Origin of the sequence: Peribacillus sp. FSL M8-0224 (assembly GCF_038003055.1) — a bacterium.
In the GTDB taxonomy this organism is placed as follows: Bacteria; Bacillota; Bacilli; order Bacillales; family DSM-1321; genus Peribacillus; species Peribacillus frigoritolerans.
The window spans coordinates 877,483-890,460 of sequence record NZ_JBBOOJ010000001.1; the positions used below are offsets into that span (position 1 = coordinate 877,483).

General features: G+C 40.0%; 13 protein-coding genes. 11 read left to right on the top strand and 2 right to left on the bottom strand.

Going from position 1 to position 12,978, the window contains the following annotated elements; all coding sequences use genetic code 11:
* Positions 1-27 precede the first annotated feature (27 nt).
* Positions 28-651 (top strand): phosphatase PAP2 family protein, encoded by a 624-nt coding sequence (locus tag MKX49_RS04225; RefSeq protein WP_340875199.1) that lies wholly within the window; start codon positions 28-30, stop codon positions 649-651.
* A 528-nt stretch (positions 652-1,179) separates the two neighbouring features.
* On the opposite strand, the gene MKX49_RS04230 is transcribed toward MKX49_RS04225, so the two are convergent.
* On the bottom strand, positions 1,180-1,695 hold the full coding sequence (locus MKX49_RS04230) for an antibiotic biosynthesis monooxygenase family protein (protein WP_340875200.1): 516 nt from the start codon (positions 1,693-1,695) through the stop codon (positions 1,180-1,182).
* Positions 1,696-1,947: 252 nt separating this feature from the next.
* Between MKX49_RS04230 and hemE the strand changes: the two genes are divergently transcribed.
* The 3 genes from hemE to MKX49_RS04245 all read left to right on the top strand — a co-directional run bounded on the left by hemE (position 1,948) and on the right by MKX49_RS04245 (position 4,853).
* Complete coding sequence (gene hemE, locus MKX49_RS04235; protein WP_048678002.1) at positions 1,948-2,991, top strand: uroporphyrinogen decarboxylase; 1,044 nt, start codon at positions 1,948-1,950, stop codon at positions 2,989-2,991.
* 78 nt (positions 2,992-3,069) lie between these two features.
* Positions 3,070-4,005 carry a ferrochelatase gene (hemH, locus tag MKX49_RS04240; RefSeq protein WP_340875202.1) on the top strand — a complete coding sequence of 312 codons (936 nt, stop codon included), beginning with the start codon at positions 3,070-3,072 and terminating at the stop codon, positions 4,003-4,005.
* Positions 4,006-4,277: 272 nt separating this feature from the next.
* Entirely contained in the window at positions 4,278-4,853 is a 576-nt protein-coding gene (locus MKX49_RS04245; protein WP_048678001.1) for a TetR/AcrR family transcriptional regulator, read from the top strand.
* A 160-nt stretch (positions 4,854-5,013) separates the two neighbouring features.
* Here MKX49_RS04245 and yhfH read toward each other — a convergent pair whose 3' ends face one another.
* Complete coding sequence (gene yhfH / locus MKX49_RS04250; protein WP_065310849.1) at positions 5,014-5,142, bottom strand: protein YhfH; 129 nt, start codon at positions 5,140-5,142, stop codon at positions 5,014-5,016.
* A gap of 173 nt (positions 5,143-5,315) precedes the next feature.
* Here yhfH and MKX49_RS04255 point away from each other — a divergent pair, with 173 nt between their 5' ends.
* The 7 genes from MKX49_RS04255 (at position 5,316) to MKX49_RS04285 (ending at position 12,945) form a co-directional block, all read left to right on the top strand.
* Positions 5,316-6,050: an MBL fold metallo-hydrolase gene (locus MKX49_RS04255; RefSeq protein WP_048678000.1), complete on the top strand. Its 735-nt coding sequence runs from the start codon at positions 5,316-5,318 to the stop codon at positions 6,048-6,050.
* 41 nt (positions 6,051-6,091) lie between these two features.
* On the top strand, positions 6,092-7,081 hold the full coding sequence (locus MKX49_RS04260; protein ID WP_340875208.1) for a lipoate--protein ligase: 990 nt from the start codon (positions 6,092-6,094) through the stop codon (positions 7,079-7,081).
* Positions 7,082-7,259: 178 nt separating this feature from the next.
* Entirely contained in the window at positions 7,260-8,804 is a 1,545-nt protein-coding gene (locus tag MKX49_RS04265) for a fatty acid--CoA ligase family protein (RefSeq protein WP_340875210.1), read from the top strand.
* 176 nt (positions 8,805-8,980) lie between these two features.
* Positions 8,981-9,508 carry an HD domain-containing protein gene (locus MKX49_RS04270; protein WP_048677997.1) on the top strand — a complete coding sequence of 176 codons (528 nt, stop codon included), beginning with the start codon at positions 8,981-8,983 and terminating at the stop codon, positions 9,506-9,508.
* A 187-nt stretch (positions 9,509-9,695) separates the two neighbouring features.
* Positions 9,696-10,361: a LuxR C-terminal-related transcriptional regulator gene (locus MKX49_RS04275; protein WP_340875213.1), complete on the top strand. Its 666-nt coding sequence runs from the start codon at positions 9,696-9,698 to the stop codon at positions 10,359-10,361.
* Positions 10,362-10,727: 366 nt separating this feature from the next.
* Entirely contained in the window at positions 10,728-11,993 is a 1,266-nt protein-coding gene (locus MKX49_RS04280; RefSeq protein ID WP_340875215.1) for a M48 family metallopeptidase, read from the top strand.
* A gap of 142 nt (positions 11,994-12,135) precedes the next feature.
* On the top strand, positions 12,136-12,945 hold the full coding sequence (locus MKX49_RS04285; RefSeq protein WP_048677994.1) for a YitT family protein: 810 nt from the start codon (positions 12,136-12,138) through the stop codon (positions 12,943-12,945).
* Positions 12,946-12,978 lie beyond the last annotated feature (33 nt).

Sequence of the window (12,978 nt, forward strand, 5' to 3'; positions counted from 1 at the left end):
TAAATACCTTGAGGAGAGAGAGAGAGAATGAATAAATATTCCTGGATTTCTATGGTTTCGCTTTGCTTGTTGCTATTCTTTTTTTTGATGAATGAAATTCAGAGTGAGAAATCTTTAGCATTCGATACATATATTGCGGAACTCTTTTCCGTAGATAAAAATACTTTTTCGTTCACTTTCTTCAAGTCCCTTACCTATCTTGGGAAATCCATGTTCATTGGTTTTGGCAGCTTACTATGTGTTCTATATTTGTGGATAATAAAGAAGGATTATTGGACCATGGCCGTCTTTTCTATCGGGATTGCCGGCGGGGATGTATTAAACGGGTGGATAAAAAATCATGTTAAAAGAGTGCGACCTGAAAATCATTTGATGGACATCGACGGCTTCAGTTTTCCAAGTGGCCACGCAATGGTGGGCATTATTTTCTTCAGTATGGTAGCTTATTTAATCATGAATGAAATTAAAGGAAACTCATTGAAATGGGCAATGGGAATTGGTTTCGTTTGTCTGGTCCTGCTGATCGGTGTCAGCAGGATCGTTATGAAAGTTCACTTTCCAACTGATATCTTGGCAGGTTTTGCATTAGGGGCGGCATATAGTTTAATCTTGTTTAAATTGTATAAATTCCTGGGGTCTAGAGTGCTTTGATTAAAGGATTCTGATGAAATATATGTAAATATCGGTTGCATTTCCCCGGAAATAAAGAAGGAATTTGTCGGATTGTTATAGGTTTATATGATTTTGGGGCGTCCTACCTCTGAATACATATCTTTCACCAAGTCATAATGAAACAGAAGTCAATGTAAGCCTCCATTTTACGAACCAAATGCTTCGCCGGAACCAGTTGATCCCGTTGAATAGATTGATGTTACGAAAGCATCCTCATCTCCTCAAGTTTTAATGGATCTATTTTAAAACAAAAAAGACAGTAGGCAAAAGGAGTTATTTCCAAATTTTTAAACATAGTGATTGAAGCGGGTGTACGGACTCCTGCGGGAATAACAGTCCAAGGTAGACACCAGGCGCAAAGTGCGCCTAGGGCGGACCGCCCGCGGAAAGCGAGTGCCTAAGTTCCAATCAACTACCAAATTTGTACAAGCAAAAAAAATGAGACGAGTTTGTCTAAGTTTAAGAGGCCCATCCTTTAGGATGCGCCTCTTATTGAGCAAGAATGGATTATTCTTCGGAATCCTTCACCAATGTATATTGTGTTACATAGGCTTCACCTGAAAACATCTTCTGGCTGGAATTCGTAACGGGAGCTTTGGAGTCGCTGTTATGTGCCATTTTAAAGGAACTGGAATTCTTCCAGTTCAGGAAATCAGCTTGTTTCTCCCAAATCGTTAGAATAACATAAGTTTCAGAGTTGATTGGCCGCAGTACACGAAGTGCGACGAAACCTGGTTCATTTTCAATCAATCCAGCCCTGTTTTTAAAACGATGTTCGAATACCGGCCTTCCTTCTTCACTTACAGGGATATTGTTCATGACTACATACCCATGATCCTGAAGGGTTCCTTTCCCATTAACTACTTCATACTTACGTGGAGAGCTGAAGATCGTTTTACCTGTAGTTTCATGTAAAAGTACTGCAGTGTCAGGGTTTTGCATAAGTAATATTTTTTCATTCGGGTGCTTATCTTTTTTGATTTTCAAAAAATCGTAAGTGCCTGATGTGATGAATACATTCATAATTTCCCCTCCAATTACTATATAGTGCCTGTATACCCATTTTACCCAATGAATAGTGCTTTTACCATTTCCACACTAACCATAAAGCTGGTAAACCGGTAAGATACATATATAAAAGTCGATTTTTTGACAAATATATTATAGAAAAAGCTATAGTTTAAGGAGATTCGATTTGAAATTCAACATCCTTCTGATATTCTATGTAGGTAATGAATAAAAATAGAAACGTGATTGCTTGAAAGGTGGATATTAATGTCTAAGGAAATTACGAATGATACATTTTTAAAAGCTGCAAGAGGAGAGAAAACGGATCATGTGCCTGTTTGGTATATGCGTCAGGCTGGCCGTTCACAGCCGGAATACCGTAAATTAAAAGAGAAGTACTCACTTTTTGAAATTACTCATCAGCCGGAATTATGCGCTTATGTAACTAGATTGCCAGTTGAGCAATATGATGTAGATGCTGCGATTTTATATAAAGATATAATGACACCGCTACCAGCCATTGGTGTCGATGTTGAGATTAAGTCCGGAATCGGTCCAGTCATAGCCAATCCAATCCAATCGGTGACAGATGTTGAAAAATTAGGTGAATTGAACCCAGAGAAAGACATCCCATATGTGTTGGACACGATTAAATTATTGACCACGGAGCAATTGTCCGTTCCTTTGATCGGTTTCTCCGGGGCTCCATTCACCATTGCTTCATACATGATTGAAGGCGGCCCCTCCAAAAACTACAATAAGACGAAAGCTTTCATGTATTCCGAGCCAAAGGCCTGGTTTGCATTAATGGATAAGCTAGCGGATATGATCATCATCTATGTCAAGTCACAAATTAAAGCCGGCGTTAAAGCCGTCCAAATCTTTGATTCATGGGTGGGTGCTTTGAATGTTGAAGATTACCGCGTGTTCATCAAGCCGATCATGACTCGTATCTTTTCTTCATTGAGAGAAGAAAATGTACCGCTAATCATGTTCGGGGTCGGCGCAAGTCACTTGGCACTTGAGTGGAATGATCTTCCGATTGATGTAGTCGGGCTTGATTGGAGATTGCCAATTACAGAAGCAAGACAAATGGGAATCCAGAAAACGGTACAAGGTAATCTTGATCCTGCCCTGCTATTATCATCATGGGATGTTATAGAAGAACGGACGAAAAGAATCTTGGATCAGGGCATGGAACAGGACGGCTACATCTTTAATCTTGGTCATGGAGTTTTCCCATCCGTAAATCCGGAAACACTGAAGAGGCTGACCGCCTTCATTCACGAATATTCATCAAAAATGAAGTAAGGTGAGCGAACCATTTGCTAAAACTCCTTAATTGGATGCACAATAAAAGAACGAAATCTTTAAAAGAGGTGTAATTTCATGTCAAGAAAAAAAATGGGCCTTTTAGTCATGGCTTATGGTACTCCATACACTGAAGAGGATATTGAAAGGTATTATACACATATTCGACATGGGAGACGGCCAAGCGACGAATTGATTGCCGACCTTAAAGGCAGATATGAAGCGATCGGTGGATTATCCCCGCTTGCAAAAATAACGGCAGGGCAAGCTGAAGCGCTTGAAAAGAAATTGAATTCCGTCCAGGAGGAAGTTGAATTCAAGGCATATCTTGGACTGAAACATATTGAACCTTTTGTTGAAGACGCAGTGAAACAAATGCATGAAGATGGAATCAAAGAGGCGGTCAGTATCGTATTGGCACCGCATTTTTCAACATTCAGCGTGAAGTCTTATAATGGACGTGCCCAGGATGAAGCCGCTAAATTGGGGGACCTGACCATCACTTCCGTTGAAAGCTGGTATGATGAACCAAAATTCATCCAATATTGGGTAGACCAAGTAAAAGAAGTAATCGGGAAAATGACCTCGGAAGAACGCGATAATTTCGCTTTGATTGTGTCGGCACATAGCCTCCCGGAAAAAATCTTGCAATCGGGTGATCCGTATCCAAATCAACTGAAAGAAACGGCAGACATGATTGCCGAAGGCGCAGGGGTTACCAATTATTCAGTAGGCTGGCAAAGCGCTGGACAAACTCCTGAACCATGGTTGGGACCCGATGTACAGGATTTAACCAGAGATCTTCATCAAGCAAAAGGTTATAAAGCTTTCATTTATATTCCTGTTGGCTTTGTTGCCGAGCACCTTGAAGTCCTTTATGATAACGATTATGAATGTAAGGTTGTGACGGAAGAGATTGGCGCAGGCTACTATAGGCCGGATATGCCCAATGTTAAACCTGAATTCATCGATGCTTTGGCCACGATCATTTTAAACAGATTACAGGAAAAGTGATCAGTCAATAGAAGAAAATCAGTTTAACCATGCTTGCCATGTGCTCTGCATATTTTTATTTGAAGTTATGTTATTCACCGGAAAAGCGACGCTACCTTTGGCCTTGCAGAATTAAATAAATATGTATTTTCGAAAAGTGGCTGTCCAGTAACGAGGATGGCCATTGTTTCTCTTGGAAATTGAAAATATAATTGAAAAAACTGAAAATTTTTGGTATGATATCGTTGAACATAATGACTGTTTTGTCCGTCTGGTCAGGATTGGGGTGGGAAATGTCTGTTGATCGTAAAAAATTAATTTTGGAAGCTGCGACCAAGTCGTTTTCACTTTTTGGCTATAAGGCAACGACGATGGATCAAGTCGCTAAAATTGCCAATGTGGGAAAAGGGACCATTTATACCTTTTATAAAAATAAAGAAGAGCTGTTTAAAGAAATCGTTCAGCGGATGATAGAGGAAATGAAATATGAGGCGGAACAATCTTTGGATGACCAACTCTCCTTTTTTGAAAACCTGCATCGGGCCGTTTATCGAATTCTGGAGTTCAGGCAGGAACATCAATTATCATTAAAACTTCTTCAGGAAGAGCGGGAAATTGGTACGCCGGCCGTTCAGGAAATGGTTAATGAAATGGAAGAAGCCATCGTATCCTATATTAAGGAAAAACTAAAAATAGCGATTGATAAGGGCTATATACAACCTTGCGATCCAGAGATAACAGCTTTCCTGATGCTAAAAATGTACCTTGCCCTGATCTTTGATTGGGAAAGGAATCATGCCCCATTAGAGAAAGAGGAAATTGCTGAACTATTTAAAATATATTTGTTCAAAGGATTATCCGTTACGTGATCATTCTATTTTTTTGCTGAAAGGCAATGAACCCCAATAAAAGAAGAGATACCGATCATCGGTATCTCTTCTTTTATTGGGGTTTTTTTCAGCTGCGAAACCGAAACATCTATGAATTCATCCTGCTATTTGGGAAGAGGATGGTGAAACACAAAGACTACTACTCTCCAGAAAGGCAATGATCACAGTGGTTTCCATAACATTCGTGCTGTTCTTCAATTTTTTTTCCGCATTCCGTGCATTGTTTCGGTGGCAGATTTTTAAAGAACTCAACGCTACTTTGAATCATGAACATCATCTCCTGAATTTTTTTATTATTCGCTTTTCTATGGTTTTATTGTATTATAACAGATTTAGAATGTCAATGAATGTTTTATAACATAAGTAAAAAAGGTGAAATAAGGGCAAGAATAGTTTATATTAATGGGGAAGTCATTGAGAGAAAAAAAGGAGTGCCTAAGCATGAAAATCACCGTAATTGGCTGCTGGGGCGGTTATCCAGCTAAAAATGAGGCAAGTTCCGGCTATTTGCTTGAATATGAAGATTTTCGCATTCTGCTTGATTGTGGCAGCGGTGTTCTATCACAGCTTCAAAACCATATGAAGCCGGAGGATCTTGGTGCAGTTGTATTATCCCACTATCATCCTGATCATGTAGCGGATATTGGTGTCCTGCAGCACGCTGCGTTCATACAGCAGATATTGGGCAGCGAAAAAAGGACGATTCCTATATATGGTCATGATTTGGACGAAGTCGAATTTGGTAAGTTAACTTATAAAGACGTGACAAAGGGGATAGCCATCTCTGCTGATCAGCCATTAACCATTGGACCGTGTAAATTTACGTTCATGAAAACAAAACATCCAGTACCTTGTTTTGCAATGAGGATTGAAGCTGAAAATCATTCGATAGTTTACACAGGTGACAGTTCATATATGGATGAGCTTGCAGATTTCGCTAAAGACGCAAATGTTTTATTATGTGAAAGTAACTTTTACAGTGATATGGATGGTTCAAAGGCGGGGCATATGACGGCAAGGGAAGCGGGCCTGCTGGCAGAAAAGGCTGACGTCCAGCTTTTGCTGTTAACTCACCTCCCTCATTATGGGAATCTCGATCAACTGAAAAAAGAAGCATCCGAGGTATTCAAAAGGGAAATAGCTGTAGCCAAAACCAATCTCGAGTTCCAACTATAAATGAAACATCAGTGATATGAAGTCTACAAGGAGGAACAACTGTGCTTTTTATTGATAATAAGGGAATTACAGATCCAAGAATTAACCTGGCCATCGAAGAATTTGCGCTTAAACATTTAAACATAGATGAAACCTATCTTTTATTTTACATTAATCGACCTTCAATCATCATAGGCAGAAATCAAAATACGATTGAAGAAATCAATTCTGATTATGTAGATAAAAAGGGCATTACAGTTGTTCGCCGCCTTTCCGGGGGTGGAGCGGTTTATCATGACCTAGGGAATCTCAATTTCAGTTTCATTACGAAAGATGATGGGGATAGTTTCCATAACTTTAAGAAATTCACCCAGCCTGTCGTGGAAACGCTCGAGAAACTAGGAATACATGCTGAATTGAGCGGTCGTAACGATATTCTGGCTGAAGGAAAGAAAATTTCGGGAAACGCGATGTTTTCAACGAAGGGCAGAATGTTCAGTCATGGGACATTGCTGTTTCAATCAGAAATGGATCACATTGTATCCGCTTTAAAAGTGAAAAAAGATAAAATCGAGTCCAAAGGGATTAAATCGATAAGAAGCCGTGTTGGAAATATCGCCGATTTCCTAAAAGAACCGATGTCTGTTGAAGAATTCCGTTCATTCCTTCTGCAAAATATTTTCAAAGATAACGGAAAGGTTACAGAGTATGTTTTAACAGAAACGGATTGGGAGAAAATTCACGAAATCTCGGAAGATAGGTATCAAAATTGGGAGTGGAATTACGGAAAATCACCTAAATTCAACTTGCAAAACTCACATAGATTTCCTGTGGGATCTGTTGATATCCGCCTTGAAGTGAACAGGGGAATCATTGAGAACTGCAAGATCTACGGTGATTTCTTCGGGGTCGGAGAGGTTGCGGATATTGAACGAAAGCTTACTGGAATACGCTATGAAAAGGAAGCAATCAGCAGAGCACTGGATGAGATCGATGTTCGTCATTATTTTGGCAATGTAACAAAAGAAGAAATATTGGCTTTAATATATTAAGCCTGAAAGCCGTCCCGACTTAATAGGACGGCTTTTGTGACTAATAATGACAGTAATTGCTTGAATATGGATAAAATGGTTGCTGTGATCGCATTCTTTTAATATAATAAAAATGTATTTAGTTCACCATAAAAATGAATGACCATTCATTCATGCTATTTGCAGGGGAGGGAGAAAGATGAATTTATCTGAACAGCTTCATCAAATGGCTTTAAAAAAGGCGGATAAGCCAGCATATTACTTTTTGGATCAATCCACTTCATATGGGGAATTGGATAAAGCCGTTACGAAGTTCGCAGACGAATTACATAGGCTTGGTGTTTCAAAAGGTGATAACATTGCGCTGTTATTAGGCAACTCTCCACATTTCATCATTTCATTGTATGGAGCTATGCGAGCAGGGGCGACCGTAATTCCCGTCAATCCAATATACACACCTGACGAGATTGGTTATATCCTGAATAATGGCGATGTAAAGGTTGTTGTGGCATTAGATAAGCTTTTACCCTTACTGGAGAAAATGAACCCTATCCTTTCAAGCGTAGAACAATATGTAATTTGTGAAATGCAGCCGGATAATGGGGATAGTAGCGAATTTAACATCTGCAATAAAATGAAATCGTTTACAAAAATGGTCGAATCGGGGGATGAAGGCTTTAAAGGTCCTGAACTGGATCCTGAAGATACGGCAATCATACTTTATACTTCCGGGACAACGGGGAAACCAAAGGGGGCCATGCTCACACATACCAATATCTACTCCAATGCACATGATATTGGTGAATATTTAAATATCACGGAAAGTGACCGTGTCATTACGACATTGCCAATGTTCCATGTTTTCAGTTTAACGGTAGTTGTGAATGCCCCGTTGATAAGCGGAGGTACGCTTTTAATTGTCCCGCAATTCAGTCCAAAGGAATTATTCAGGCAAATCAAAAAATATGATGCAACCGTTTTTGCTGGCGTGCCTACGATGTATAACTTTCTTTTTCAATATCCAGATGCGAAAGAGGATGCTTTGAAGTCTTTGCGGATATGCATATCTGGCGGATCCGCCATGCCAGTGTCCCTGCTTGAATCATTCGAGCGGAAATTTAATGTTAGGGTTTCAGAAGGATATGGCTTATCCGAAGCTTCCCCTGTTACCTGCTTCAATCCTTTGGACCGTCCAAGGAAGGCGGGTTCCATCGGAACATCCATCCTTAGGGTGGAAAACAAAGTGGTCAATGAGCTTGGAGAAGAAGTGCCGATCAATGGTGTAGGAGAATTGATTGTCAGGGGTCCGAATGTAATGAAAGGTTATTATAAAATGCCTGAAGAATCAGCCGCTGTCTTGAAAAATGGCTGGTTATATACAGGCGATTTAGCCAGGATGGATGATGAAGGCTACTTTTTCATTGTAGATCGTAAAAAGGAGCTTATCATCGTCGGTGGCTATAATGTCTATCCACGTGAAGTGGAGGAGGTTTTGTATGCCCATCCTGAAGTAGTTGAGGCAGCAGCCATTGGCGTTCCCGATCCCAATCAGGGGGAAGTGGTTAAATGCTTTGTGGTAAAGAAAAACAATGCATTGACTGAGGAAGAGCTGCTTGCCCATTGCATGGAACACTTGGCCAAATATAAGGTGCCGGCAAAAATTGAGTTTTTGGATGAACTTCCAAAAAACGCGACTGGTAAAATTTTACGGCGTTCCTTGAAAAACCATGTACTGCAAAACTGAATTACATTGATCATGAGGAGATCATTGCCTATAACCGGCAATGCTCCTTTTTTTGTACAACCAAAGTGTATGAGGCTGCATAAAATATTTTGAAGAATCTTAAAACCTTGATTCTTGTTTCGAAAAGAGTTATGATTGTCATTAAAAATTTCCACAAAATTGTAAGGAGGGGTTAGATGAGAGATGTAAAGCTTTTGGATATTTTTGCACATCCCATTGCTCAAAAATACTTGAACCGTTCAGGTCTGGCGCATGCGATTGCGGTAGCATACCATGCGTTTCACTTAGCAAATGAATATAATGTCGACCCTGATATTGCCGCTAAAGCCGGGCTATTGCATGATATGGGTCATTTCACCTGGTATCGCAATGGTAAATGGGATTATGATCTTTATAAACAAAATGATATTCACCCCATCAAAGGTGCCGAACGAGCACATAAACTGTTAATCCGCTTGGGAGAAAACCCGATCAAGGCAAAGACCATTTCCCTCGCCATTTTATTTCATACCGATTCGTTCTTACCTTCGAATGATATTATTCGTACACCGCTTCAGCAAGTCGTCAAATGGGCCGACGAAAAAGATGAAGAAGAAGGCGGAAAACACCATTATCGCAAAATTGATTTTCCGCGGGCAAAGGAAAGCATCATGAAACTTGATACGCTCATAGATGAGGAACAAAGAAAAAGGCTATCATCCTGAAATCAAACGGGTTGATAGCCTTTTTTATTGTCAGGAGGAACACAATTATTAAAAGTATTTTTATAGTTTAAATTTGTTAACAGGTGAATTAATGATGTAAAATATAGACCATTAGAACTATTCCACGGCTAACAGTTATAAAAAACTATCGGATTAATAACAAATAAAGAAAGTAACAGGTGAGGTTATGAAGTCGATTAAGCTAGTGATATATGGTGGTCAGGGAGGAATTGAGGGAATCATCGAACAAGAAGGTGACATTAAGGTCATGGGGATGACTGGAAATAAAATGGACCTTCTTGATTCTGATCATACATCAGTCATTCCAGATGTCATTCTTATTGATGCCCGCTCATCAGGGAAGTATGGACAGGAAGTCATGCAAATCCTGAAGGAAAAACACCCATCCACTCCTTTCGTCATTTTTACTGCCTATTCAGAAAATCATTATCTTATTGAAGCAATAGGCCATGGTGCAGCAGGTTATGTGTTACAGGATGGCGGAATGAAACAGTTGATGTCGGCAATCCGTCAATGTGCCAACGGTCAGATCGTTTATCCTGCCTCATTCAAATCAATTTTAATGAAAAAGCTGGAGCGGGATGTTGAAAGATCACCAGTAACTTTGGAAAAGGCAATCGAAAAATTGGGGGCTTTTTCTAAACGCGAGCATGAACTGCTTATCCTGCTAACCCAAGGCGAAACGAATCAGCAAATTTCAAAAAAACTTTTTCTATCGATCGGCACGGTAAAAAACTATATAAGCCGTATTTACAGAAAACTGAATGTTAATAATCGACCGGAGCTTATGGCACTTTTGTATGGTTTTCAAAATAGCGGGATGAAGGGATGACCGATCATGCCTGCCGTTCCGTTAATCGGTCTCATTCATTATAAATCAAATTCACATTTGAAATCCTTTGATGAAACGATTTCATCTTAGCAATTAGGCAAAGGAATAAATTCCTCGTTGCCTTAAACCTCTCATCCCTCCGTTTTTTTAGTGTCTCTGCATACGAATCATTCTGCCTCCCTTCCCGGAAGTGCATGTTTGGCTTATGGATTATTCTGGGAAATCTAAAGGTTGATAATGAACAATGAAAAATCAACAAAATGATGGGAATTGTAAGGAAGAATAATATTGAAGGGAAATGCGGTTCTAACCTGTCCATTTTGGATTAAACTATTAAGAGGGAGATTCGTTTTAAGGAGGGGCATCATGGTTAGAAAATGGGCTGGAAGAGCGATTATATTATATATCCTTTATGCAGCAGCGATGTATTGGTATATTTTTTATGGAGCGGATACGACCATTCCCGAAGCTTTGCGTGGAACGGCAGCAGATCCTGCAACGTTCCTGAATGCAAGGGAACTAAAGCTTAGTGAAGAGTATTCAGGACTGCGGAATTTTATTTTTTTCGTATCGACACCATATGAATGGCTTCTGTATTTCTTCATATTGTTATTCGGTTTTTCAAAGGCATTTGAAAAATCGTCAATGGCAGTCTCGAGACGGAAAGCGATCAGAACGGGCATTTACTTATTCTGGCTTTCCGTTATTTCATACCTGGCTCTATTTCCAATCAGTTTCATTGGATATCGGATGAGCAAGAGTTACCACATAAGTACACAAAGTTTCACCTCGTGGATGAAGGATGGAGTCATCGAATTCTGGGTGAATTTTGGGATGATGTTCATCATCGTTTGCATTTTATATTGGTTAATGAAGAAAAGTGTGAAGAAGTGGTGGCTCTATGCTTGGATGTTGTCCATTCCTTTTTCCTTGTTCCTGATGTTCGTTCAGCCTGTATTGATTGATCCGCTGTACAATGAATTCTATCCTCTCAAAAATAAAGAGCTGGAAACGGAAATATTGGCACTAGCCTCACAGGCTGAGATCCCGGCTGAACACGTGTATGAAGTAAATATGGCGGAAAAGACAAATGCCTTGAATGCATATGTGACCGGCATAGGTTCCAACTCAAGAATAGTTCTTTGGGATACGACCCTGAACAAACTGAAGGAAGATGAAATCCTTTTTATCATGGCACATGAAATGGCTCATTATGTGGAAAAGCACATTTATATAGGGATTGCAGGCTATTTAGGACTGACATTAATCGGTTTGTGGCTGACTTCGAAAATCATGAATTTTATCATTGGTCGCTGGGGCCATCAGTTAAAGGTCCGTTCGGTTGACAGCATATCATCTCTTCCGTTATTTCTCTTGATAACGTCTGTGCTGCTCTTTGCTTCGAGTCCGCTGTCCAATTATGTTTCCAGATATCAAGAAACAAGGGCTGACCGTTATGCCATTGAAATGACCGGGGACAAAGAATCAGCAATCACGACTTTCCAGGAACTCACGAGGTCGGGTTTGAGTCAGGTCAACCCGCCATTCCTGGTTAAATGGCTGCGGTATTCCCATCCGACCATGCTCGAACGGATTTCAACGGTTGAAAATGCAGATACAAAGGGTGATTGAAAGCCAGCTGAAAACCAGCTGGCTTTTTTTCTTCGGAAAGTGGAAGTTTGTGGTCGTTTTCAGAAAAAACTATTATTTTTAAAAATCTTAGGTTCTCTACTATAATAAATTAAATTCCCAGTTCTTTTTAAGGAGATCGGATATGTATAATGTACTTTTCATCACTGTAGGCTCAGTGCTTGTGGCAGTAGCCTACAACTTATTTTTGATACCACATTTAATTTTAAGCAGCGGACTTAGTGGACTTGCGATCATGTTCGGAATCATCACCCCAGTCAACACAGGGATATTGAATTTTCTGATGAACCTGCCATTGCTGATTCTTGGTTACCTGAAATTAGGGAGACGCTTTATCACCTATACGATATTATCAGTTGTCGTGATTTCCATCAGTTTATACCTCATTCCAGTTCACGGTATTTCCACTGAACCGATTTTGTCTTCTTTATTTGGCGGGATCATATCGGGAATCGGTATAGGCATCGTCTTTCGCGCTTCGGGGTCTTCGGGCGGCTTTGATATCATTGCCATGCTATTGGCTAAGAAGAGCGACTTTCCGCTTGGTACATTGCTTTCGGTGATGAATGCTGTTGTGGTGGTAATCTCAGGCTTCATCTTCGGTTGGGATGCCGCATTATATACGCTGATTTCCATTTATGCAGCAGGAAAGGTGATCGATACGATCCATTCCAATCACATTAAATTAACATTGATGATCGTTACCAAAAAGAGTGACGAAATGAAAACGAAGCTCCTGACCAACCTATATCGTGGAATTACAGTCATGGATGGTGAAGGTGCATATTCAGGAGAAAAGAGCAAAGTAATGATGACAGTCATTACACGTTATCAGTTAACAGATGTAAAAACGATGATAAAAGAAGTGGATCCGAATGCTTTTGTTAATATAACCGAAACTGCCGAGGTCATGGGTATGTTTCATAAAGAGTGATGATAATAAGAAAAGCCTCCCGACATTATGGGA